The sequence below is a fragment of the Azonexus hydrophilus genome (assembly GCF_038368255.1).
GTDB classification, from domain to species: Bacteria; Pseudomonadota; Gammaproteobacteria; order Burkholderiales; family Rhodocyclaceae; genus Azonexus; species Azonexus hydrophilus.
Genome location: NZ_CP151406.1, coordinates 2,748,351 through 2,772,397 on the forward strand (window position 1 = coordinate 2,748,351; position 24,047 = coordinate 2,772,397).

At 60.6% G+C, this 24,047-nt stretch carries 14 protein-coding genes, 2 tRNA genes and 3 rRNA genes; 8 read left to right on the forward strand and 11 right to left on the reverse strand.

Annotation, left to right across the window (positions count from 1 at the left end):
* Window positions 1–6 precede the first annotated feature (6 nt).
* A complete protein-coding gene (locus AADV58_RS13255) occupies window positions 7–663 on the forward strand; it encodes a hypothetical protein (protein WP_341743424.1) in 657 nt (218 codons plus the stop codon).
* Here AADV58_RS13255 and AADV58_RS13260 read toward each other — a convergent pair.
* The 10 genes from AADV58_RS13260 to AADV58_RS13305 form a co-directional block, all read right to left on the reverse strand.
* On the reverse strand, window positions 657–1,430 hold the full coding sequence (locus AADV58_RS13260; protein ID WP_028995368.1) for an MBL fold metallo-hydrolase: 774 nt from the start codon (window positions 1,428–1,430) through the stop codon (window positions 657–659). The genes AADV58_RS13255 and AADV58_RS13260 overlap by 7 nt on opposite strands.
* Window positions 1,431–1,499: 69 nt before the next feature.
* Entirely contained in the window at window positions 1,500–3,296 is a 1,797-nt protein-coding gene (locus AADV58_RS13265; protein ID WP_341743425.1) for a GspE/PulE family protein, read from the reverse strand.
* A gap of 102 nt (window positions 3,297–3,398) precedes the next feature.
* Window positions 3,399–5,315, reverse strand: coding sequence for a molecular chaperone HtpG (htpG, locus tag AADV58_RS13270; protein WP_341743426.1), 1,917 nt, complete (start codon window positions 5,313–5,315; stop codon window positions 3,399–3,401).
* A gap of 144 nt (window positions 5,316–5,459) precedes the next feature.
* Window positions 5,460–5,572 (reverse strand): 5S ribosomal RNA (rrf, locus tag AADV58_RS13275).
* Window positions 5,573–5,676: 104 nt separating this feature from the next.
* Window positions 5,677–8,558 (reverse strand): 23S ribosomal RNA (locus AADV58_RS13280).
* Window positions 8,559–8,766: 208 nt separating this feature from the next.
* Window positions 8,767–8,842 (reverse strand) — tRNA-Ala (locus AADV58_RS13285).
* Window positions 8,843–8,852: 10 nt separating this feature from the next.
* Window positions 8,853–8,929: transfer RNA gene (locus tag AADV58_RS13290), tRNA-Ile, on the reverse strand.
* A gap of 59 nt (window positions 8,930–8,988) precedes the next feature.
* Window positions 8,989–10,526 (reverse strand): 16S ribosomal RNA (locus AADV58_RS13295).
* Together the 16S, 23S and 5S rRNA genes with 2 tRNA genes alongside form the textbook arrangement of a ribosomal RNA operon.
* Window positions 10,527–10,878: 352 nt before the next feature.
* Window positions 10,879–11,436: a transcription elongation factor GreB gene (greB, locus tag AADV58_RS13300; protein WP_341743427.1), complete on the reverse strand. Its 558-nt coding sequence runs from the start codon at window positions 11,434–11,436 to the stop codon at window positions 10,879–10,881.
* Entirely contained in the window at window positions 11,436–11,744 is a 309-nt protein-coding gene (locus AADV58_RS13305; RefSeq protein WP_028994757.1) for a hypothetical protein, read from the reverse strand. Before AADV58_RS13305 ends, greB begins: the two co-directional genes overlap by 1 nt.
* A 66-nt stretch (window positions 11,745–11,810) precedes the next feature.
* Here AADV58_RS13305 and AADV58_RS13310 point away from each other — a divergent pair, with 66 nt between their 5' ends.
* From AADV58_RS13310 to AADV58_RS13325, 4 genes are all read left to right on the forward strand, one after another.
* Entirely contained in the window at window positions 11,811–12,032 is a 222-nt protein-coding gene (locus tag AADV58_RS13310) for a YdcH family protein (RefSeq protein ID WP_081700142.1), read from the forward strand.
* A 15-nt stretch (window positions 12,033–12,047) separates the two neighbouring features.
* Window positions 12,048–12,371, forward strand: a complete 324-nt coding sequence (locus AADV58_RS13315; protein WP_028994755.1) for a hypothetical protein — start codon at window positions 12,048–12,050, stop codon at window positions 12,369–12,371.
* Between the two features lie 27 nt (window positions 12,372–12,398).
* Window positions 12,399–13,445, forward strand: a complete 1,047-nt coding sequence (locus AADV58_RS13320) for an aldo/keto reductase (protein WP_341743428.1) — start codon at window positions 12,399–12,401, stop codon at window positions 13,443–13,445.
* Between the two features lie 255 nt (window positions 13,446–13,700).
* A complete protein-coding gene (locus AADV58_RS13325) occupies window positions 13,701–15,518 on the forward strand; it encodes a DEAD/DEAH box helicase (protein WP_341743429.1) in 1,818 nt (605 codons plus the stop codon).
* Here the strand turns inward: AADV58_RS13325 and AADV58_RS13330 are convergent.
* Entirely contained in the window at window positions 15,490–15,681 is a 192-nt protein-coding gene (locus tag AADV58_RS13330) for a hypothetical protein (protein WP_157272462.1), read from the reverse strand. The two genes, AADV58_RS13325 and AADV58_RS13330, sit on opposite strands and share 29 nt — an antisense overlap.
* A gap of 14 nt (window positions 15,682–15,695) precedes the next feature.
* Here AADV58_RS13330 and AADV58_RS13335 point away from each other — a divergent pair, with 14 nt between their 5' ends.
* The 3 genes from AADV58_RS13335 to AADV58_RS13345 are packed head-to-tail and all read left to right on the forward strand — an operon-like array spanning window position 15,696 to window position 24,040.
* Window positions 15,696–17,936, forward strand: coding sequence for a TonB-dependent hemoglobin/transferrin/lactoferrin family receptor (locus AADV58_RS13335; RefSeq protein ID WP_028994753.1), 2,241 nt, complete (start codon window positions 15,696–15,698; stop codon window positions 17,934–17,936).
* 57 nt (window positions 17,937–17,993) lie between these two features.
* Window positions 17,994–21,920 (forward strand): cobaltochelatase subunit CobN, encoded by a 3,927-nt coding sequence (gene cobN, locus AADV58_RS13340; protein WP_341743430.1) that lies wholly within the window; start codon window positions 17,994–17,996, stop codon window positions 21,918–21,920.
* Window positions 21,917–24,040, forward strand: coding sequence for a TonB-dependent receptor (locus tag AADV58_RS13345; protein ID WP_341743431.1), 2,124 nt, complete (start codon window positions 21,917–21,919; stop codon window positions 24,038–24,040). The genes cobN and AADV58_RS13345 overlap by 4 nt, the downstream gene beginning before the upstream one ends.
* The last annotated feature ends 7 nt before the right edge of the window (window positions 24,041–24,047 follow it).

Sequence of the window (24,047 nt, forward strand, 5' to 3'; positions counted from 1 at the left end):
TCTGCCATGCAACGACGCAAACTGCTCAAAGGTCTGCTGGCCGCCGGCTTGGCCGAACGCCTGGTTTTCCTGCGCCAGGCCTGGGCGGCGGGCAGCAAGCTGGCAAAGCCCGGCTTCTACCAGTTACAGGGGACGGTCACCGTCAACGGGCGACCGGCCCGCGAAGGCATGACGCTCAAACCCGGCGACCGGGTGGTCACCGGCGCCAACAGCCAGGCTATCTACGTCATCGGCCAGGACGCCTATCTGCAACGCGACAATTCCACCGTAGACATTGCCGGCGACATCCTCAGAAGCGGCCTGCGCATGCTGAACGGGAAACTGCTGTCGGTCTTCGGCAAGGGCGACAAGCGGATCGAGACCGGCGTCGCCACCATCGGCATCCGCGGCACCGGCTGTTATCTCGAAACCGATGCGAACCGCAGCTATTTCTGCCTCTGCTACGGCATCGCCGACGTTGCCCGGATCGGCGACGAGCAGCAGGTCAGACGCGTGCAGACCACGCATCACGAACAACCGCTCAACCTCTATGCCGATGCCGCCAAGGGCATTCAGGCGGCCGCGATGGTCAATCACAGCGACGCCGAACTGATCCTGCTCGAGCAACTGGTCGGCCGGATTCCGCCCTTTGTCGGAAAATCCGGCTACAGCTATAACTACTGAGGAATCTGGTAGCTGTTCTGAGTCATCAGATCGACCCCGCACTCGATCCCCTCGACCCAGGCAATGAAGTCCTCGACCGCCTGCTTGCCGACAAAACGCGCCCCGTGCTGGGGAACGACCTGCTCGATATCGAGCTGGCGAACCATGTTGGCCCAGTAGCGGCACACCTTGCGTGAGACGATGTAGCGCTTGTGGAAACCTTCCATGTAACGCACGTGCGAATGGAAATCGGTGACTGGAATCGCGGCCTGCTCATGCGGCACCAGCGAGGTGCCGAGGTCGCCGGAGAACAGAATTTTGGCGACCGGATCGTAGAACTGGAAATTGCCTTCGGCATGCATGAAATGCGCCGGCAGCGCCAGCAACTTGCACTGGCCCAGCGGGATCACGCTGCCCTGGTCGGGAATGCCGACGATGCGGTGCGAGACATCCTTGCCGGTGGTGAAATGCGGGACGAAACGCGTCCATAGCGACGAGATCATCACCTTGCAATGCGAAGCGACAAACCATTTGTTGACCGAGGCGATGATGTCCGGATCGGGGTGCGAGGCCAGGATGTAATCGAGATCCTTGGACGAGAAATACTTCTGCATGTCCATCAGCAGGCCGGTATAGGTCATGTTGCCGCCTGGATCGACCAGCGCACCGTGACCGTTGTCGACGATCAGGAACTGGTTGCATTGGACGGCACCGCCCGGGGAATCGTCCACCAGGTCGTAAAACGCATGAACGATGTGCTTCCCGTTGTTGAACAATTCAACTGCCATATAACCCCCTGGTGACAAGGCCTGAAATTATCCTCCCACTAGTCATTTGTGACTAGTCCGCAAGGAGGATTAATTGTCGTCGGCCGGCGGCAGCTGCTTGATCAGTTCCTCGATCGTCGTCATCCCCTGGGCCAGTTTGAGCGCCCCGGATACGCGCAGCGGATGCATGCCTTCGCGGAAGGCCTGTTCGCGGATTTTCGGAATCTCGGCGCCAGGGCGGATCAGGCGGCGGACCTCGGGCGAATTGACCAATATTTCGTAGACCCCGATACGGCCGCTATAGCCCGTCATCCGGCACTCCAGGCAACCGGTCGCGTGATGGATGTGGGTGGGCTCTGCGGCTTTCCAGGGATGCACCAGACTGCGCCAGGCCACCCGCTCCTCGTCGCTGATCGGCACACTTTTCTTGCAGTGCGGGCACAAGGTGCGCACCAGGCGCTGGGCCATGATGCCGAGCAGGGTCGAGTTGATCAGATAGGCCGGCACGCCGAGGTCGAGCAGACGCGTGATCGCCGACGGCGCGTCGTTGGTGTGCAGGGTGGCCAGCACAAGGTGTCCGGTCAGCGCCGCCTGAATGGCCATTTCGGCGGTTTCCAGGTCACGGATCTCGCCGATCATGATGATGTCCGGATCCTGCCGCATCAGCGCCCGGACGCCGTCGGCAAAGTTCAGGTCGATGGCGTGATGCACCTGCATCTGGTTGAACGCCGGCTCGACCATTTCGATCGGGTCTTCGATGGTGCACACATTGACTTCCGGCGTCGCCAGATGCTTCAGCGTGGTGTACAGCGTCGTCGTCTTGCCGGAACCGGTCGGTCCGGTGACCAGGATGATGCCGTTGGGCGCGGCAGTCATCTGCTGCCAGCGCGTTCCGTCTTCCTGGGAAAAACCCAGCGAGCGGAAATCGCGGACCAGGACTTCCGGGTCGAAGATACGCATCACCAGCTTCTCGCCGAACGCCGTCGGCAACGTGGACAAGCGCAGCTCGACTTCCTGGCCGCCCGGCGTCCGCGTCTTGATGCGACCATCCTGGGGACGCCGCTTCTCGATCACATCCATGCGCCCGAGCAGCTTGATGCGACTGGTCATCGCCGTCATCACCGCCATCGGAATCTGGTACACCTGATGCAGGACGCCGTCGATGCGGAAGCGGACAATGCCGACATCGCGGCGCGGCTCAATGTGGATGTCGGAAGCGCGCTGGTCGAAGGCGTACTGCCAGAGCCAGTCGACAATATGGACGATGTGCTGGTCGTTGGCATCGAACTGCCGATTGGCTTTGCCGAGTTCGACCAGTTGCTCGAAACTCGACAGCGCCGATGCCGTTTCACCCTTGGCTGCCGCCTTCTTGATCGACTTGGCGAGGTTGAAGAATTCGACCAGATAACGGCTGATATCGTCGGGATTGGCCATGACCCGGCGGATGCCGGTGCGCAGGATCTGACGCAACTCGCCCTCCCACTCGCGCACAAAGGGCTCGGCCGTGGCAATCACGATCTCACGGCTCGTTACCTGAACCGGGAGGATGGCAAAACGCGCCGCATAGGCACTGGACATCACCTCGGCGATGCCGGTGAAGTCGATCTTGAGCGGATCGATGTGCATGTAGTCGAGCCCGCAACGGGCCGCCAGCCACTCCGTGAGGGCGTCGAGATTCAGCAACTTCTGCGGCGGCTGCAGGCTGCGCCAGCGCTGATCGGCAATCACCGCCAGCGGGTGCTGCTTGGTGTCGCCGTGCAGGCGTCTCTCGGCCTTGAGGGCCGCGGCCTGTGCGGCATCGATCAGACCATCGGCGACCGCCATCTCGAGAACCTCGTTCAGTGTGAGACGGTGTTCTTCAGGCGGATTGGCTGACGTGGAAAGCATCTTGACGGGGACCCCGGGCGCGAAACGACGAATGAATATAGCCGAAAAAGTCGCTGCCCGTGCAAGCCCCAAACAAAAAACGGGGCCGCAGCCCCGTTTCGATTACTTGGCCGACAAGGCCATCATCAGGTCGTTGATGCGTTTGACGAAACCGGCCGGATCGTCGAGCTGGCCACCTTCGGCCAGGGTCGCCTGTTCGAACAGCAGGACCGCCCAGTCGTCGAAGCGGGGTTCCTCGTACTTCAGCCGCATCACCGCCGGATGCTGCGGGTTGATTTCGAGGATGGGCTTGACGTCGGGCGCCTTCTGGCCGGCGGCCTTGAGCAGGCGGGCCAGATTGCCGGACGGATCGTGTTCGTCGGACACCAGGCAGGACGGCGAATCGGTCAGACGATAGGTGACGCGAACATCCTTGACCTTGTCGCCGAGCGCGGCCTTGACCTTCTCCAGCAGTTCCTTGTACTCGTCGGCCGCCTTCTCGGCTTCCTTCTTCTCGGCTTCGTCTTCCAGCTTACCCAGATCGAGACCGCCCTTGGCCACGGATTGCAGGGACTTGCCTTCAAACTCGGTCAGGTGACCGACCACCCATTCGTCGACGCGATCGGACAGCAACAGGACTTCGATGCCCTTCTTCTTGAAGATTTCCAGATGCGGGCTGTTCTTCGCGGCATTGAATGTATCCGCCGTGACGTAGTAGATCTTCTCCTGGCCTTCCTTCATCCGGGCGATGTAATCGGCCAGCGACACCACCTGCTGGTCGCCGTCGCCATGGGTCGACGCAAAACGCAGCAGGCCGGCGATCCGTTCCTTGTTGGCGAAGTCCTCGCCGACACCTTCCTTGAGGACGGCGCCGAAGGCTTCCCAGAACTTGGTGTACTTCTCCTTGTCGGCCGCGTCCTCGCTGTTGGCCAGGCCTTCGAGCATGGACAGCACCTTGCGCGTGCAACCGGAGCGGATGTTGTCGATATCCTTCGATTCCTGCAGGATTTCGCGCGAGACGTTGAGCGGCAGGTCGGCCGAATCGACGACACCGCGCACGAAACGCAGGTAGAGCGGCATCAGCTTCTCGGCATCGTCCATGATGAAGACGCGGCGCACGTACAGCTTGATGCCGTGGCGGGCGTTGCGGTCCCACAGGTCGAAAGGCGCGCGCGCCGGGATGTACAACAGTTGCGTGTACTCCTGCTTGCCTTCGACCTTGGCGTGGGTCCAGCACAGCGGATCCTCGAAATCGTGGGCGACGTGCTTGTAGAACTCCTTGTACTGCTCGTCGTCGATCTCCGACTTGGCACGCGCCCACAGCGCGTTGGCCTGGTTGACCGTCTCGTCTTCATCGGTCGTCACCTGCTCGCCATCCTTCCACTCTTCCTTCTTCATCAGGATCGGCAGGGTGATGTGGTCGGAGTACTTGCGGATGATCGATTTCAGCTTCCAGCCGGAGAGGAACTCATCCTCGCCATCGCGCAGATGCAGGATGACGTCGGTACCGCGGGTGGCCTTGTCGACCATCTCGACGGTGTAATCGCCTTCGCCTGCCGATTCCCAGCAAACCGCCTGATCGGCAGGCAGACCGGCGCGGCGGGAAATCACCGTGACCTTGTCGGCGATGATGAACGAGGAGTAGAAACCGACGCCAAACTGACCAATCAGATTGGCATCCTTGGCCTGGTCGCCGGTCAGCGCCGAGAAGAATTCGCGGGTCCCGGATTTGGCAATGGTCCCCAGATGCTGCACGGCTTCCTCGCGCGACAAACCGATGCCGTTATCGGAAATGGTGATCGTGCGAGCCGCCTTGTCAAAAGCGATGCGGATCTTCAGTTCGCTGTCGTCGCCGTACAGGGCGCCGTTGTTCAGCGCCTCGAAGCGCAGCTTGTCGCAGGCATCCGAGGCATTGGAAACCAGTTCGCGCAGGAAAATTTCCTTGTTGCTGTACAAGGAATGGATCATCAACTGCAGCAGTTGTTTGACTTCGGCCTGAAAGCCCAGCGTTTCACGACTGGCGGTTGCGGATTCGGACATAGATGAAACTCCAGTGAAATCAGTAAGGTTTCCCGGAGATGGGGGCTGGGCCCCGGATTTCAAGTCCGCCGAGCGAACACTTTGCGTCGTCCGCAAACGCAAAAACCCCCGCTGCTTTTAGCAGCGGGGGTTTTGGAATGGGTAGCCTGGCGGTGACCTACTTTCGCGAGCGGAAGCTCACTATCATTGGCGCTCATCTGTTTCACGGTCCTGTTCGGGAAGGGAAGGGGTGGGTCCAGAAGGCTATTGCCGCCAAGCGTAACTTGTATGTTCGTCGCGGGTTGAGTCGCGCCGAACGCAAAATGGTAGAAGGTTGATGTTGTGACTGCGGTATGAGTTTGCTGCAGTGTTACAAGGTTATAGGATCAAGCCGCACGGGCAATTAGTATCAGTTAGCTTAACGCATTACTGCGCTTCCACACCTGACCTATCAACGTCGTGGTCTTCGACGACCCTTTAGGGAGTTCAAGACTCCGGGAAATCTTATCTTAAGGCGAGTTTCACGCTTAGATGCTTTCAGCGTTTATCTCTTCCGAACATAGCTACCCGGCGATACGACTGGCGTCATAACCGGTACACCAGAGGTTCGTCCACTCCGGTCCTCTCGTACTAGGAGCAGCCCCCTTCAAATTTCCAGCGCCCACGGCAGATAGGGACCAAACTGTCTCACGACGTTTTAAACCCAGCTCACGTACCTCTTTAAATGGCGAACAGCCATACCCTTGGGACCGGCTACAGCCCCAGGATGAGATGAGCCGACATCGAGGTGCCAAACACCGCCGTCGATATGAACTCTTGGGCGGTATCAGCCTGTTATCCCCAGAGTACCTTTTATCCGTTGAGCGATGGCCCTTCCATACAGAACCACCGGATCACTATGACCTGCTTTCGCACCTGCTCGACTTGTGGGTCTCGCAGTCAAGCACGCTTTTGCCATTGCACTTTATGGGCGATGTCCGACCGCCCTAAGCGTACCTTCGTACTCCTCCGTTACCTTTTGGGAGGAGACCGCCCCAGTCAAACTGCCTACCATGCACGGTCCCCGATCAGGATTCACTGATCAAGGTTAGAACCTCAAACAAATCAGGGTGGTATTTCAAGGACGACTCCACCGAAACTAGCGTTCCGGTTTCACAGTCTCCCACCTATCCTACACAAACCGGTTCAAAGTCCAATGCAAAGCTGCAGTAAAGGTTCATGGGGTCTTTCCGTCTTGCCGCGGGGAGATTGCATCTTCACAAACATTTCAACTTCGCTGAGTCTCAGGAGGAGACAGTGTGGCCATCGTTACGCCATTCGTGCAGGTCGGAACTTACCCGACAAGGAATTTCGCTACCTTAGGACCGTTATAGTTACGGCCGCCGTTTACTGGGACTTCGATCAAGGGCTTGCACCCCATCAATTAATCTTCCAGCACCGGGCAGGCGTCACACCCTATACGTCCACTTTCGTGTTTGCAGAGTGCTGTGTTTTTATTAAACAGTCGCAGCCACCATTTCACTGCAACCCCATCGGCCTTCGAGAGTAAATCTCTACAACCTACCGGGGCACACCTTCTCCCGAAGTTACGGTGTCAATTTGCCGAGTTCCTTCTCCTGAGTTCTCTCAAGCGCCTTAGAATTTTCATCCTGCCCACCTGTGTCGGTTTGCGGTACGGTCGAATCTAGACTGAAGCTTAGTGGCTTTTCCTGGAAGCATGGTATCAATCACTTCAGCACCGTAGTGCCTCGTCGTCACGCCTCAGCTTAGCCCCCCGGATTTGCCTAAGGGGCACGCCTACACGCTTAAACCAACTATTCCAACAGTTGGCTGACCTAACCTTCTCCGTCCCCACATCGCATCTAGAATCGGTACAGGAATATTGACCTGTTTCCCATCGACTACGCTTTTCAGCCTCGCCTTAGGGGCCGACTCACCCTACGCCGATGAACGTTGCGTAGGAAACCTTGGGCTTTCGGCGAGGGAGCTTTTCACTCCCTTTATCGCTACTCATGTCAGCATTCGCACTTCTGATATCTCCAGCATCCTTTACAAGACACCTTCACAGACCTACAGAACGCTCCCCTACCATATCCTTACGGATATCCGCAGCTTCGGTGCATGGTTTGAGCCCCGTTACATCTTCCGCGCAGGACGACTCGACTAGTGAGCTATTACGCTTTCTTTAAAGGGTGGCTGCTTCTAAGCCAACCTCCTAGCTGTCTATGCCTTCCCACTTCGTTTCCCACTTAACCATGTCTTGGGGACCTTAGCTGGCGGTCTGGGTTGTTTCCCTCTTGACAATGGACGTTAGCACCCACTGTCTGTCTGCCTTGCTCGCACTTGACGGTATTCAGAGTTTGCCATGGTTTGGTAAGTCGCGATGACCCCCTAGCCATAACAGTGCTTTACCCCCGTCAGTGATACAAGACGCACTACCTAAATAGTTTTCGGGGAGAACCAGCTATTTCCAAGTTTGTTTAGCCTTTCACCCCTATCCACAGCTCATCCCCTAACTTTTCAACGTTAGTGGGTTCGGACCTCCAGTACCTGTTACGGCACCTTCATCCTGGCCATGGATAGATCACTTGGTTTCGGGTCTACGCCGTGCTACTCAACGCCCTTATCAGACTCGCTTTCGCTACGCCTTCCCTATTCGGTTAAGCTCGCAACACAACGTAAGTCGCTGACCCATTATACAAAAGGTACGCAGTCACCCCACAAGGAGGCTCCCACTGTTTGTATGCATGCGGTTTCAGGTTCTATTTCACTCCCCTCCCGGGGTTCTTTTCGCCTTTCCCTCACGGTACTGGTTCACTATCGGTCGATCACGAGTATTTAGCCTTGGAGGATGGTCCCCCCATGTTCAGACAAGGTTTCACGTGCCCCGCCCTACTTTTCGCTAACTTAGTACCACGGATCTGTTTTCGAGTACGGGGCTATCACCCACTACGGCCGGACTTTCCATTCCGTTCTTCTAACAGTTCCGCTATCACTAGCAGGCTCTTCCCCATTCGCTCGCCACTACTAGGGGAATCTCGGTTGATTTCTTTTCCTCCGGCTACTTAGATGTTTCAGTTCGCCGGGTTCGCCTCGCTTACCTATGTATTCAGTAAGCGATACCTCAAAGAGGTGGGTTTCCCCATTCGGATATCGGGGGATCAAAGCTTCATTGCCAGCTCCCCCCCGCTTTTCGCAGGCTTGCACGTCCTTCATCGCCTGTGATCGCCAAGGCATCCACCACATGCACTTAGTCGCTTGATCCTATAACCTTGTGTTCTCTTTCGAGAACGGCTACAGGCAAACTCATATTTGTGCTGTCTCATTTCGGCTAGAAATGAGAACAGATGCAATCACAACGTGTATCAGCAGCTCATCACTGCGATACACAACCTTCTTCCATTTTGTTAAAGAACGTAGCAATTGGTTGCCCAAAAGCCAAAGATAAACATCGCTGCTTATCTTTAGGTTTTGGTGGAGGATGACGGGATCGAACCGACGACCCCCTGCTTGCAAAGCAGGTGCTCTCCCAGCTGAGCTAATCCCCCGTGGTGACGTTGGTGGGTCTGGTTGGAATCGAACCAACGACCCCCGCCTTATCAAGACGGTGCTCTAACCGACTGAGCTACAGACCCTCGTCTGTTTGCTACTTCTGAACAACCGATAGGTTGTGGGTGCCAGGATGCTTCTCTAGAAAGGAGGTGATCCAGCCGCAGGTTCCCCTACGGCTACCTTGTTACGACTTCACCCCAGTCACGAACCCCGCCGTGGTAAGCGCCCTCCTTGCGGTTAGGCTACCCACTTCTGGCGGAACCCGCTCCCATGGTGTGACGGGCGGTGTGTACAAGACCCGGGAACGTATTCACCGCGACATGCTGATCCGCGATTACTAGCGATTCCGACTTCATGCAGGCGAGTTGCAGCCTACAATCCGGACTACGATCGGCTTTCTGGGATTGGCTCCACCTCGCGGCTTGGCAACCCTCTGTACCGACCATTGTATGACGTGTGAAGCCCTACCCATAAGGGCCATGAGGACTTGACGTCATCCCCACCTTCCTCCGGTTTGTCACCGGCAGTCTCGTTAAAGTGCCCAACCAAATGATGGCAATTAACGACAAGGGTTGCGCTCGTTGCGGGACTTAACCCAACATCTCACGACACGAGCTGACGACAGCCATGCAGCACCTGTGTCCAGGCTCCCTTTCGGGCACCAAGCCATCTCTGGCAAGTTCCTGGCATGTCAAGGGTAGGTAAGGTTTTTCGCGTTGCATCGAATTAATCCACATCATCCACCGCTTGTGCGGGTCCCCGTCAATTCCTTTGAGTTTTAACCTTGCGGCCGTACTCCCCAGGCGGTCAACTTCACGCGTTAGCTCCGTTACTAAAAGGTTTTACCCTCCCAACAACTAGTTGACATCGTTTAGGGCGTGGACTACCAGGGTATCTAATCCTGTTTGCTCCCCACGCTTTCGTGCATGAGCGTCAGTATTGGCCCAGGGGGCTGCCTTCGCCATCGGTGTTCCTCCACATCTCTACGCATTTCACTGCTACACGTGGAATTCCACCCCCCTCTGCCATACTCTAGTCTTCCAGTCATAAGCGCAGTTCCCAGGTTGAGCCCGGGGATTTCACGCCTATCTTAAAAAACCGCCTGCGCACGCTTTACGCCCAGTAATTCCGATTAACGCTCGCACCCTACGTATTACCGCGGCTGCTGGCACGTAGTTAGCCGGTGCTTCTTATTCCGGTACCGTCATCCACGCTGGGTATTAGCCAACGCGATTTCTTCCCGGCCGAAAGAGCTTTACAACCCGAAGGCCTTCTTCACTCACGCGGCATGGCTGGATCAGGGTTGCCCCCATTGTCCAAAATTCCCCACTGCTGCCTCCCGTAGGAGTCTGGACCGTGTCTCAGTTCCAGTGTGGCGGATCATCCTCTCAGACCCGCTACAGATCGTCGCCTTGGTAGGCCTTTACCCCACCAACTAGCTAATCTGACATCGGCCGCTCCGGGAGCACAAGGTCCGAAGATCCCCTGCTTTCCTGCGCACAGAATATGCGGTATTAGCTATCCTTTCGGATAGTTATCCCCCACTCCCGGGTACGTTCCGATGCATTACTCACCCGTTCGCCACTCGCCACCAGACCGAAGCCCGTGCTGCCGTTCGACTTGCATGTGTAAGGCATGCCGCCAGCGTTCAATCTGAGCCAGGATCAAACTCTTCAGTTCAATCCAACAAACTCGCAAATTCACTGACGGTAGATTTCTCTACCTCGATGGATCTCTCCATCTTATTTAGTGCGTTTGCCTTAATACATTTCGTGGCCGAAACCACTGCATCAAGACACCCACACCTATCGGTTGTCCAAACTTTTAAAGAGCATCGCCGCGCCAAATCAACACATCAATTCGTCTGCAGCAGAGAAGCGAGATTATGTAACACTTCCTCACCTCCGTCAAGCACTTCAGCAAAATTTCTTTCACCTCACCGCCTGCCTCACACCGCCGGAAACCCCGGCACCGCAAGGAAGGTGCGCATTCTACACACACCAAAAAATGCGTCAACACCTTTTTGAAAATTTCAGCGGATTGTTTCGTAGCGCACTTCTAGGATGTCGATTTCGCGCACGCCAACCGGGCTCTGGAAACGGATGCTGTCGCCTTCGCGGGACTTGATCAGCGCACGGGCCAGCGGCGATATCCAGCTGATGCGTCCGGATGAGGCGTCGGCCTCGTCGATCCCGACAATCTGATAGGTGTTTTCACTACCGTCGGCATCACCGATGGTTACGGTGGCCCCGAAGAAGACCTGATCGTTGTCGCCCTGACGCAACGGATCGACCACTTCGGCAATATCCAGGCGTTTGCTCAGGAAACGGATGCGCCGGTCGATTTCGCGGAGCCGACGCTTGCCATATATATAGTCACCGTTTTCCGAGCGGTCGCCATTGGATGCCGCCCAGGCGACAATTTCGACGACATGCGGACGCTCGCGCTTGACCAGATGCTCAAGCTCGTCCTTCAGCCGGGCATGCCCGGCCGGGGTAATGTAATTGCGGGAACCGGGCGGGATGCGCAAGGCTGGTTGCAGATCCTCGTCATCCTCGCCGTCGCTTTCCCGGACAAACGCCTTGTTCATCAATAACCGATGCTGTATTGCTCGACATCGACGCGGATGAGCTCCCGGCCAAGAATGGCTGCGGTGTTGCGGGCAAATTGTTCGGCCCAGGACGGCTGGTCGCGGAAGCGGTTTTCGCCGGCATACTTGGCGACACTGAGAATCCGGTCGACGGCCAGGACCTTGCCCGTCGGGGTCGCCACATCGCATTCCAGGGCGACGAATTCACGGTCAAACCATTGACGTGCTTCGTCAGCAGCGCCACCGCCGGCGAGCTTGTATTCGAACTCGGTGTCCTTGCCGAACGAAACGATTACGTGGTGCATCATGTTCTCCTCCTTTATATTGGTTCGGTTATTCTAAGCAAAACCATAAATGCTGTCAGGAGCAATGCCATGGCCCTTCGTCCGTTGACCGAGACGGAAATCAGCGACATCCGCATGCAGTTGAATGAACTGCAACTGGAACATCGCGATCTCGATCAGGTCATCCTGCACCTCATCGAGAACCCGCCGCCGGACGAATTGCTGATCCGCCGCCTGAAAAAACGGAAGCTGGCCTTGAAGGACCGTATCCTGCTCCTCGAACAGATGCTCATTCCCGACATTCCCGCCTGACACTGCTTGTTTACTGTGGATTTTCCCGACGACGCCTTTGGCGACCCCTACGATGTGCACGCTTTACCCTTGCGCCGCCCGGCACAGGGTTATGCAGTCCAGATGCTGGACACCGACACCCTGCTCGACCGGCATTGCGGCAAGTTCCTGCCGGTGCGCGCCAACGCGCTGGACGCCCTGTTCCCCGATTTCGCATCGGCGCACGCCGCTGCCGCCGCGTGGACCCGGGCCCATTGTCAGCGAGCTGACGAGCACCGACTGGCCATCGTTCCCGCCAGCTTTGATCCGGTACTCGAACGCCACGTGCTGATCTACGGCGTCCTCTGCCAACAACCCTGAGCTTTCCCCCATTTCCGGAGACCAATTATGAGCCTGTTCAAAAACAAGCGCCTGGGCCGCAGCGAACTGAGCATTCCCGAAGTCTGCCTCGGCACGATGACCTTCGGCGAGCAGACCGAAGAAGGCGATGCCCACGGCCAACTCGATTACGCGCTGGAACACGGCATCAATTTCATCGACACGGCTGAAATGTATGCCGTGCCAACCCGCGCCGAAACCGCCGGCGCGTCGGAAGCCATCGTCGGCCGCTGGCTGAAGCGGCAAGCGCGCGACAAGATCATCCTGGCCACCAAGGTGGCCGGCCCGGCACGCAGCCTGGAATGGATACGCGGCGGCCCGCTGAGCATGGACCGCGCCAACCTCCGCGCCGCCATCGAAGGTTCGTTGCAGCGCCTGCAGACCGACTACATCGATATCTATCAGCTGCACTGGCCGGAGCGTAACCAGCCGATGTTCGGCCAGTGGCAGTACGACCCGGCCAAGGAACGCGAATGCACGAGCATCCGCGAACAACTGGAAACCCTGGGCGAACTGGTCCGCGAGGGCAAGGTCCGCCATGTCGCGGTATCGAACGAACACCCCTGGGGCATCTGCCAGTTCACCCGCCTGGCCGACGAGCTTGGCCTGCCGCGCATCGTCTCGACCCAGAACAGCTACAACCTGCTCAACCGGGTATACGAATATGGCATGGCCGAAACCTGCCACCGCGAGGAGGTCGGACTCCTCGCCTACTCGCCGCTGGCCTTCGGTCATCTCAGCGGCAAATACCTGGCCGATCCGGCGGCCCCCGGTCGCCTGACGCAATGGCCCTTCTTCGGCCAACGCTACGCCAAGCCCAACGTCAGCGCCGCCGTCCAGGCCTACGTCGACCTGGCGCGCAGCCATGCCCTGACGCCAACCCAACTGGCGCTGGGCTTCGTCCGCTCGCGCTGGTTCGTCGCCAGCACCATCATTGGCGCCTCCTCGCTGAACCAGCTCAAGGAAACCCTGCCGTCCACCCTGACGCCGATGCATGCCGAGTTGCTTGAAGCCATCGACGCGATTCATCTGCGCTACACCAACCCCGCCCCGTAAAACCCTGAGCCGGATGCCGTCTCCGGCCGCGCGGGCTGGCGTAAACGAACGAAAAAATGTAGAATAATCAGTTCAATGCGTTGATGCATCGCCCGCAGTAACTCCGAGCAGCCCCCGGTTTTTCAGGTTCTTGTGCAGGATTCACCCCATTGATTTATTCCCCGGCATGGCTGCGTCGGGGTCACCCAGGCCGCCCGCGATACGGGCGAATACCGCTGCCCGTCGCGAACCGGCAGCGCGGAAAGGAACAGCATCATGACGTCTACCGTCGACAGCTTTGCCGAACTCGGCTTGAGCGAATCCCTGCTCAAGACCCTGAGCGAGATCGGTTACGAAACCCCCTCCCCCATCCAGGCCCAGTGCATTCCCGTCCTGCTCGACGGCCGCGACATGATCGGCATGGCGCAGACCGGCACCGGCAAGACCGCCGCTTTCGCGCTGCCGCTGATGGAAACCATCGACATCAAGGTCGCCAAGCCGCAGGCACTGATCCTGACGCCGACGCGCGAACTGGCGATCCAGGTCGCCGAGGCGCTGCAAAGTTACGCCAAGAACCTGCCCGGCTTCCACGTGCTGCCGATCTACGGCGGCCAGAGCTACACCATCCAGCTCAAGCAACTCGCGCGCGGCGCCCACGTCATTGTCGGCACGCCGGGCCGGGTCATGGACCACCTGGAGCGCAAGACGCTCAACCTCGACAATCTGAAGACCCTGGTCCTCGACGAAGCCGACGAAATGCTGCGCATGGGCTTCATCGACGACGTCGAGTGGATTCTCGAACACACGCCCGAGCAGCACCAGACCGCGCTGTTTTCGGCAACGATGCCGGAACAGATCCGTCGCGTCGCCCAGAAGTACCTGGTCGATCCCAAGGAAATCAAGATCAAGTCGGCCACCGCCACGGTCGCTGCCATCCGCCAGGTGTACTGGCAGGTTTCCGGCCTGCACAAGCTCGATGCGCTGACCCGCATCCTCGAAGTCGAAGAAGATTTCGACGCCGCCATCATCTTCGTGCGCACCAAGACCGCCACCGTCGAACTCGCCGACAAGCTCAACGCCCGCGGCTACGCCGCCGCCGCGCTGAACGGCGACCTCAACCAGCAGATGCGCGAACGCGTCATCGACCAGTTGAAGTCGGGCGCCCTGGACATCGTCATTGCCACCGACGTCGCCGCCCGCGGCATCGACGTGCCGCGCATCAGCCACGTGGTGAACTACGACATTCCCTACGACACCGAAGCCTATGTGCACCGCATCGGCCGTACCGGCCGCGCCGGGCGTACCGGTAACGCCATCCTCTTCGTCGCCCCACGCGAAATCCGCATGCTGCGCACCATCGAGCGCGCCACCCGGCAGCCGATCGCACCGCTGACCCTGCCCAGCCGCGCCGACGTGACCAACAAGCGGGTCGCCGATTTCAAGGCCAGGGTCGCTGAAGTCCTCGACGCCGAAGGCCTCGATTTCTTCGCCAACATCGTCTCGCAACTGTGCGAGGAAAAGGAAGTCAGTGCTGAGGAAGTCGCCGCCGCACTGGCCATGATGGCCCAGGAAGGCAAGCCGCTCGAGGTCGCCGGCGAAGATCCGCAGCCGCGTCCGTTCCGCGAAGAGCGTAGCGAACATCGCCCGGCCAGCTTCGGTGACCGCGAGCGCAAGCCGCGCTTCGAGGATCGTGGCGAACGCAGCGAGCGTCCGCGTTTCGAGGACCGTCCGGAACGCCCGCGCCGCGAAGACCGCCCGGCGCGTCCGGCACCGGCCGGCGACATGGTGCGCTACCGCATCGACGTGGGCCGTGAGCACGGCGTCGAAGTCCGCGATATCGTCGGCGCCATCGCCAACGAAGCCGGCATCGAAAGCCGCTTCATCGGCCGCATCGGCCTCTACGAGGAATCAAGCACGGTCGAACTGCCGGCCGGCATGCCCGCCGAAGCCGCCAACGCGCTGAAGCGCACCCGCATCCGCGGCGTGCCGATCAACCTGCGCCAGGACGAAGGCCGTCCGAGCGGCAGCTTCGGCGGCGAACGCAAGTTCGACGGCGAGCGGAAGTTCAAGAAAAAGCCGTTCGCGGATCGCTGATCCTCACCAACAACCGATCAGGCCAGGGCAAAACCCTGGCCTTTTTCTTTACCGCTTCGAGAATCCATGAAACAATAACGATTCTTATTTGTAGCAGCCAGCCACCCAGCCAGCCCACTTCGGGCGCATCGCCCGGTAGCCAGCCAGACGTGTAATCAATCATGTTTGGAGGTTTCCATGCACCGCATCCAGTGGCTCGGCTTACGCGCCATTCCTTGTGCACTTCTGTGCGCCTTCTCGGCAACGACTGCCTTTGCCGAAACCGCTCTCGACGAAACCATCGTCTCCGCCAACCGGCGCGAGGCCAGCGTTGATGAGGCCACCGTCACGGTAAGCAAAGTCAGCCGGGAGCAGATGGATCGTCGTCTGCCGGCCGATGACGCAGACCTCTTCCGCGACGAACCCGATGTCGCGATGGCGCGCGATCTCCGCCGTTTCGGGGCAACCCGCGTCAACATCCGCGGCATCGAGGACAATCGCGTCATTCAGCTGGTTGACGGCTATCGCCAGCCCGATTACTACAACGGCGGCGGCGCCACCAACTTCACGATGAACGCCACGCCCGGAGTCATGCCCGACTTCCTGCGTCAGGCCGAAGTCGTTCGCGGCCCAGCCTCCAGTCTCTATGGTTCGGATGCGCTGGGCGGGGTGGTCGGCTTCGTCACCCTGGACCCCAGCGATATCGCACCGGGCGACAAGAAAACCGGCCTGCGTCTGCGCGGCACCTGGTCAAGCGCCAGCGATACCCTGAATGGCACCATCCTCGGCGCTCTCAGAGGAGAAACCGCTGAACTGCTGCTCGGAATCAGCCAGGGTAAAGGCGAGGAAACGGAAAACTTCGGCAAGCTCGACATCACCGGCCCGGCTCGCAGCAAGGCAAACCCGACCACGACAAATGACCAAGGCGGCATCGCCAAACTGATCTGGCGCCCCCTCGCCGGACACAAGCTCACGGCAACCGTGGAAAGCCGTGAACAGGACAGCAAGACCGACATCCTGAGAATTCCCTCATCACTCTCACGCGTCAGTCAGATGAGAGGTGATGACAGCTCTGAACGCTTGCGCGCCAGCATCGAGTACGAACATCGCCCGAGCAATCTCTTCTACGATCGTATGATCCTGCGTACCTATCATCAGGAATCAAACACTCACAACAACAACAAACAGGTTCGTAGCAATACCACCGCAGGATGCTCCGGCGTAACAGCCGGCACCAACACTTGCGACATTGAGCAGGATTTCCATTTTTCCCAGACCAGCTTGGGGCTGAGCGCCCAGTTCGAGTCTGCGCTTCGCCTTGGAATGCATGACCACCTGTTGACCTACGGCCTCGATCTGAGCCGCCAGGAGGTCTCGACCAAGCGCGACGCAACCATTCGCAATCTAACCGCCGGCACGGTCACCAAGACGCTGGCCGGAGAAACCTACCCACTGCGCGACTTCGCTGACGGGCGTACCGATACGATCGGTGTCTTCATCCAGGATGAAATTTCGCTAGCCAACAGTGGCTGGACACTCGTTCCTGGTCTGCGTTACGACCGAACAGAGATCAAACCCGAAGTCGATGCATTGGCTCAACATGCCCTGACAGCGATCGGACGACAAGCAGTGCAACAATCACACGAAGCCATTTCACCAAAATTTGGCGCACGCTGGGCAATCAACGAAATAACCACGCTGTTCGGACAAATCGCTTCCGGTTTCCGCGCACCCAACTATAGCGAGTTGAATGGTGCCTTCCGTAATACAACTCAAGGATACGGTTCGACCCCGAACCCGGACTTGAAACCGGAAACCAGTATCGGCGTGGAATTCGGTGCACGCTTCAAGCATGAAAACATGCGAGGCCAAGTTACGGTTTACGACAACCGCTACAAGAATTTCATCGAAAGTATCCGCCTGAACTGTCCAGCCGACCCACTGTGCATTCCCGGCATCTCCACCTACAGTTCAGTCAACCTGAACAAAGTCCGGATTTACGGTGCGGAGTTCAAGGGGAGCTGGGACTTCGCACCGGGCTGGCGAGTCGATGCCGGCCTGGCCTACGCACACGGCACCAACGAACAAACCGGGCAGCCGCTGAACAGTGTCGAACCGATGCGCCTGTCTTCCGGCATCAGCTACGACACCGGCAACTGGGGCAGCGAAACCCGATTGCGCGCCGCCCAGCGCAAGAAGCGCACCGATGACACCGACGGCGCCTGGTTCCAACCTGCCGGTTACAGCGTAACCGATATCTCTGTCTGGTACCGGCCAACCAAGGACACGCGCATCGTGGCCACGGTCAACAACCTGTTCGACAAGAAATACTGGTTGTGGAGCGACATCCGTCAGGCCGACGCCAGAAACCCGCTCGGCGTCGACTTCTACTCGCAACCAGGTCGCAACTTCCGCCTCTCGCTGCAGGCCGATTTCTAACCCTGCCCGCCGGCGCCCGTCCAGGCGCCGGCCCAACGTTTCATCGCCAGGCCAGACATGACCCAGCTCCGCACAATCCTGCTCGCCGCCCTGCTGCTATTCTCAGGCGCCGCCTTCGCCCAATCCATCCTGTTCATCGCCACTTCCCCGGTGCCGCCGGGCAAATTCAAGGCCATCGCCGAGTTGGCAGACAAGCACGGTCTGAAGATCGAAGCACATTTCGCCGAACGAATTCCCACTGAGCGCCAGGCCGACATCTTCGCCGGCCACGATTTCGTGATCTTCGACGCCGCGCGTGCCCACATGCAGGAAGCGGTCAAGCGCCGGCTGGAAAAACCGCTGGCGCAACTGAAAACCCCGCACATCTGGATGCAGGACAACGGCCCGCAAGCCAGCGGCCTGGGCAAGGCCCTGGCCGAGAAACTGCACGCCTACTACACCAACGGCGGCATGGCCAATTTTGACGGCTTCCTCGCCACGCTCGCCGCCCATCTGCGCGGCACCACGGTCAAGAACGTCGCCCCGCCCTTCGTTTTCCCCAAGTCGGCCATTTACCATCCGGACGCCCCCGGGCAGATCTTCGCCACGCCGGCCGACTACTTCCGCTGGAAGGGCGTCGATCCGGCCAGACGGCCGCCGACGGTGGCCATCAACTTCTTTCAGATTCACATTGGCGCCCGCCAGACCGGCTTCATCGACGACATGATCCGCCGCGTCGAGGCCGCCGGCGCACTGCCGCTGGCCTATTACGGGCCGGTCATGGAAACGCACGATGACATGCTGCGCCTGAACGGCAAACCGGTTGCCGACGTGCTGATCAACAGCCATATCACGCTCAATCCCGAGGGCAAGCGCAAGGAATTCGAGGCACTGGGCATTCCCGTGATCCAGGCCCTTTCCTACCGTAAAGGCGAGGAGGCCGAATGGCGCGCCGACCCGCAGGGCATTCCGCTGATGGACGTCCCCTTCTACCTGGCCCAGGCCGAATACGCCGGGATGTTTGACGCCGTGGTTGCCTTCACGACCCGCAAGGCCGATGGCGAGATCATGGTGATCCCCGAACAAAGCGCCGCGCTGGCGGCCAAGGCGATCAAGCTGACCCGCCTGCAGCGCCTGCCCAACGCCGAGAAAAAGGTCGCCGTGCTGTTCTGGAACTACCCCCCCGGCGAAAAGAACTTCTCCGCCTCCTACCTCAACGTCCCGCGCAGCCTGGAAGCCATGCTCAAGGTCATGAAACGCGCCGGCTACGACGTCCAGGAGAACGAGGAAATCCAGTTGATCAACACCCTGCAGCGTCTGCTCAGCCCCTTCTACCGCGACGGCCAGCTGGATGCGCTGCTTCGCGACGGGCTGGCCGAACGCCTGCCGGTCAAGGCTTACCGCGCCTGGTTCGAACGCCAGCCGGCGCAAGCTCGCGCCGACATGGAAGCGCGCTGGGGCAAGCCGGAGAAATCGTCGATGGTAGTGTATGACCGTGGCGAGGCCTACTTCGTGATGCCGCGCTACCAGATCGGCAAGCTCCTGCTCAGCCCCCAGGCACCGCGCGGCGAACGCTGGGAAGACAAGGAAAAGGCACTCTACCACTCGTCGGTGGCGGCACCGTCTCACTATTACATGGCGCATTACCTATGGGTGCGCGAAGCGTTCAAGGCCGACGCCATCGTGCACTACGGCACGCACGGCTCGCAGGAATGGCTGCCAGGCAAGGAACGCGGGCTGTCGATGAGCGATTATCCGATGGCCGCCATCGGCGACGTGCCGGTGATCTACCCCTACATCGTCGACAACATCGGCGAGGCCCTGCAGACCAAGCGCCGCGGCCGCGCCGTCAACGTCACCCACCAGACACCGCCGTTCGCGCCAGCCGGGCTGCACGCCTCGCTCAACGAAATCCACGACCTGCTGCATGCCTGGCAGCAGCAGGACGAAGGTTCGGTGAAGGAAAAAATCGCCGCTGACCTGATGAAAAAGGTCAAAAAAGAACGCATGGACAAAGACATGGGCTGGGACGACAAGCGGATTGCCGCCGATTTCCGCAGCTTCGTCAACGAACTGCACGACCACCTGCACGAACTGGCCCAGACTGCGCAGCCGCTCGGCCTGCACACGCTGGGCACGGCACCGGCGGAGAAATTCCGCCTGGGCACGGTGCTGCTGATGCTTGGCAAAGCTTACTGGGAAGCTGCTGCCAAGGCAGCCGGCGTGCCCGACGAAGACCTCGACGAAGCCTTCGTCGGCGATTACGAGAAAATGGCCGAAACGCCGCCCTTCCGCCTGCTGCGCGATTTCCTCGACAGCCGGCCGGTGGTCGCCGACGCCAAATTGAAAGCCCAGCTCGAACAGGGCCGCAAGTGGTACGCCGACCTCGGCGCCGCAGCCGAAATGGAGGGTCTGCTGTCGGCGCTGGCCGGGCAATATCGCCCGACCTCCTACGGCGGCGACCCGATGAAGAACCCGGACGCACTGCCAACCGGGCGCAATCTCTACGGCTTCGACCCGTCCCGGGTGCCGACCCAACAGGCCTGGGCCGCCGGCAAGGAAGCCGCCGAAGCGCTGATTAGCGCGCATCGCGCCAAGACCGGGCAAGCCCCGAAGAAGCTGACATTCACGCTATGGTCGGTCGAAACCATGCGCCACCAGGGCTTGCTCGAGGCGCAGGCGCTGGCGGCGATGGGCGTCGAGCCGGTATGGGACGCCGGTGGCCGGGTCATCGACGTCAAGCTGATCCCGCGCGAACAGCTCGGGCGCGCCCGCGTCGACATCGTGCTCTCGGCCACCGGACTCTACCGCGACCACTTCCCGAATGTGATGAAACAACTGGCCAAGGCAGCCGAACTCGCCGCCCGCGCCAACGAAGCCGACAACCCGGTGTACGCCAACAGCCAGCGCATCGCCGCCAGCCTCAGGCAGCGTGGCGTGCCGGAAGCGGCCGCACAACGAGCGGCGGAAACACGCATTTTCTCCAACGCCTCCGGCCGCTACGGCACCGGGCTCGACGATGCGGCGCTGGCCACCGACACCTGGAAGAGCAAGGCCGAAGGCGACCGCAAGCTGGCCCAGCTCTACCTGCGCAACATGCAGTACGCCTTTGGCAGCGACGAATCGACCTGGGGCAGCAAGGGCACCACCGGCGGCGAAGACATCAACCTCTACGCCGAGCACCTCAAGGGTACCGAGGGCGCCGTACTGTCGCGCACCTCCAACCTCTACGGCATGCTCACCACCGACGACCCCTTCCAGTACCTCGGCGGCATCGGCAGCGCCGTCCGTTATCTCGACGGCAAGGCGCCGGAACTGTACATCGCCAACCTGCGCGGCAGCGGTGCTGGCAAGGTCGAAGGCGCCGATAAATTCCTGGCCAAGGAACTCGCCACCCGCAATTTTCACCCCGGCTACATCAAGGGGCTGATGGCCGAAGGCTATTCCGGCACCCTGCAGGTGCTCGACTCGATGAACAACTTCACCGGCTGGACCACGGTCGCCCGCGAAATCGTCCGCGACGACCAGTGGCAGGAATTCGTCGACGTCTATGTCCGCGACAAGCACCAGCTCGGCCTCAAGGACTGGTTCGAGAAGAACAACCCGCACGCGCTGGCGCAGACCATGGAGAAGATGCTGGAGATGGCCCGCCACGGCTACTGGCAGGCCGACGCGAAAACGGTTGCCGAACTCAAGGAGCGCTACAACGATCTGGCCCGCCGCTTTGACGTCAAGAGCGACAACGCCGCCTTCGAGAAATTCGTCGCCACCGGTTTCGGCCTGGCCGCCATGCTGCCCGCCGCGCCCAGCCCGACCCGCCCGCAAAGCGCCGCCGACCTGATACCGCCGCCCGAACCGGTGGCCCCGCCGCCGATTCAGGGCATGCTGCTGAAAAAGGTCGAGATCAAGGAACCGCCGGCACCGCCGCTCGCCCTGTTCGGCGCCGGCCTGTTGCTTCTGACCAGTCTCGGCGGCGGCCTCTCGGCTTGGCGGAGGGCACCATGAAAACCCGCCTCAGCCTGATCGCCCTGGCCCTGGCCGCACTGCCGGCCAGCGCCGAAGAACCCCGCAGCCTGCCGGAAGTCACCGTCACCGCAACGCAGGACGCGCTCGACGAACAGCAGGCGGCGGTGACCCAGAAAACCATCATCAGCCGCAGCGAAATCGAAGCCCTCGGCGGCCTGACCGTCAACGAAGTCATCCGCAAGCTGCCCGGCATCGACGCCGGTGGCCACAGTGGCGACGGCGGCCCGTCGGCCAACGCCCGCGGCATGGGCCGCGACGCAGTGCAGTTCCTGGTCGACGGCGAGCGCCCGAGCGCCAACGCCCGTTACGCGCTGACCACGGTCGGCCGGATGCCGGCCGGCGAACTGGAGCGCATCGAGATCCTGCGCGGCGCCTCGGCCGAGCACGGCGGTGCCGCCGCGATCACCGTCAACCTGATCATGAAGAAGGCGCGCCCGAGTCAGGCCTCGACCTCGTTGCGGCTGGCCGGCGGCATGCGCGGCGACGAGGCCAACGGCCAGTTCAGCGCCAGCCTGGGCGGTGGCGACAAGGCGTTCTCCTGGGTCATGCCGATCTCGATCAACCACCACGGCCTGCCGACCGAACGTAAAAGCATCCGCCAGGCCGCCACCGCCGGCACGCGCACAAACTGGGAGATCGAACAGGAGCGCGGCGCCTACACGCTCAATGAATTCGTCCTCTCGCCGCGCCTGACCTGGCGCGCCGACAACGGCAGCCTGACCCTGTGGCCCAGCGTTTATCACAACCGCGGCGAGCGCAGCACCCACGTCGACCGCCAGGCCTACGCCGACCCGGTCGCCGGCGCAGGCCTGGCCGACGACGGCGGAAGGCGCGACCACGAGGATAGCGAGATGACCCTGCTCCGCCTGCGTGCCGAAGGCGAACGCAAACTGGCCGACGGCAAGCTGTCCGGCCGCGCCGCAATCATGGATGGCCTGCGACAGGCCGACACCCGGCGCCTGTGGCGCAGCGCCGCCGGCGTCGTCACGCAGGCCGACGAATCGATCCGCCGCGACGAGAACGAGTTCTCCTCGGCCGTCCGCCTCGACCGGAGCGTCGGCAAAGGACTGCTGTCCACCGGCCTCGAACAGAGCTGGCACCGACGCGAGGAGCGGCAACGCATCAGCGGTGTCGGCGCCCTGCGCAGCGACCACGAAGCGAGCGCACGACAATGGACAGCCTGGCTGCAGCATGAAGCACCACTCAGCGACAAGCTGACCCTGACCGGCGGTCTGCGCGGCGAACACATCGCGCTCAAGGCCGACGGTCACTCGCAAAGCGCTGGACAGATCGCGCCGTCGCTGGCCGGACGCTACGAAATCGCGCCGGACCTGATCTTTCGCTCGTCAATCGGCGCCGGCATCAAGGCACCCAAGCTCGACGAGATTTCCGGCCTGACCGTGCGCGCCACCGGCACCAACAGCCCGCTTGAAGCCGACCGGGCCGGCAACGGCGCGCTCAAAGCCGAGCGCAACATCAACTGGGAAGCCTCGCTGGAGAAACGCCTGCCCGGCGACCTCGGCATCGTCGGCGCCAACGTCTACCTGCGACAGACCCGGGATTTCATCGAGCGCCGCATCCAGCGCGAAGGCACACGCTGGGTCGAGCGTCCGTACAACGAGGGCAAGGCCCGTCACTGGGGCCTGGAGCTCGACGCCAAGCTGAAGACCGACGCACTGGGCTGGAAAGGTGCTGCCGTCCGCAGCCACCTGAGCCTGCCGAAAGCCCGCGTGGAAGACGAACGCCTCGGTCTGACCCGCGATGCCCGCGACCTGCCGCGCTACCAGTTCACACTCGGCGTCGACCAGGCCCTGCCCGCCTGGCAGATGAGCGCCGGCTTCCATCTGACGCGGCATGGCGAAACACGCACCGACATTCCCGGTGAAAGCGACGCCAAACAGCGGCCGAAAACCCTGCTCGATCTCTACCTGAGCCGCCGCCTGACGCCGCAACTGAACCTGCGCCTCGACGCCCAGAACCTGCTGCGCGCCGACACCCGCCGCCTCGCCGGCTACAGCGCCGGCGCGAACGACTGGCGGCTGGAGAGCAGCGAACGCGGCCAGCGCACGCTGCTGCTGTCGCTCGAAGGCAAGTGGTAACCAGACA

Coding starts and splice junctions, on each gene's coding strand:
- AADV58_RS13255 (WP_341743424.1), top strand. CDS start 7: ATGCAACGACGCAAACTGCTCAAAGGTCTGCTGGCCGCCGGCTTGGCC.
- AADV58_RS13260 (WP_028995368.1), bottom strand. CDS start 1,430: ATGGCAGTTGAATTGTTCAACAACGGGAAGCACATCGTTCATGCGTTT.
- AADV58_RS13265 (WP_341743425.1), bottom strand. CDS start 3,296: ATGCTTTCCACGTCAGCCAATCCGCCTGAAGAACACCGTCTCACACTG.
- htpG (WP_341743426.1), bottom strand. CDS start 5,315: ATGTCCGAATCCGCAACCGCCAGTCGTGAAACGCTGGGCTTTCAGGCC.
- greB (WP_341743427.1), bottom strand. CDS start 11,436: ATGAACAAGGCGTTTGTCCGGGAAAGCGACGGCGAGGATGACGAGGAT.
- AADV58_RS13305 (WP_028994757.1), bottom strand. CDS start 11,744: ATGATGCACCACGTAATCGTTTCGTTCGGCAAGGACACCGAGTTCGAA.
- AADV58_RS13310 (WP_081700142.1), top strand. CDS start 11,811: ATGGCCCTTCGTCCGTTGACCGAGACGGAAATCAGCGACATCCGCATG.
- AADV58_RS13320 (WP_341743428.1), top strand. CDS start 12,399: ATGAGCCTGTTCAAAAACAAGCGCCTGGGCCGCAGCGAACTGAGCATT.
- AADV58_RS13325 (WP_341743429.1), top strand. CDS start 13,701: ATGACGTCTACCGTCGACAGCTTTGCCGAACTCGGCTTGAGCGAATCC.
- AADV58_RS13330 (WP_157272462.1), bottom strand. CDS start 15,681: ATGATTGATTACACGTCTGGCTGGCTACCGGGCGATGCGCCCGAAGTG.
- AADV58_RS13335 (WP_028994753.1), top strand. CDS start 15,696: ATGCACCGCATCCAGTGGCTCGGCTTACGCGCCATTCCTTGTGCACTT.
- cobN (WP_341743430.1), top strand. CDS start 17,994: ATGACCCAGCTCCGCACAATCCTGCTCGCCGCCCTGCTGCTATTCTCA.
- AADV58_RS13345 (WP_341743431.1), top strand. CDS start 21,917: ATGAAAACCCGCCTCAGCCTGATCGCCCTGGCCCTGGCCGCACTGCCG.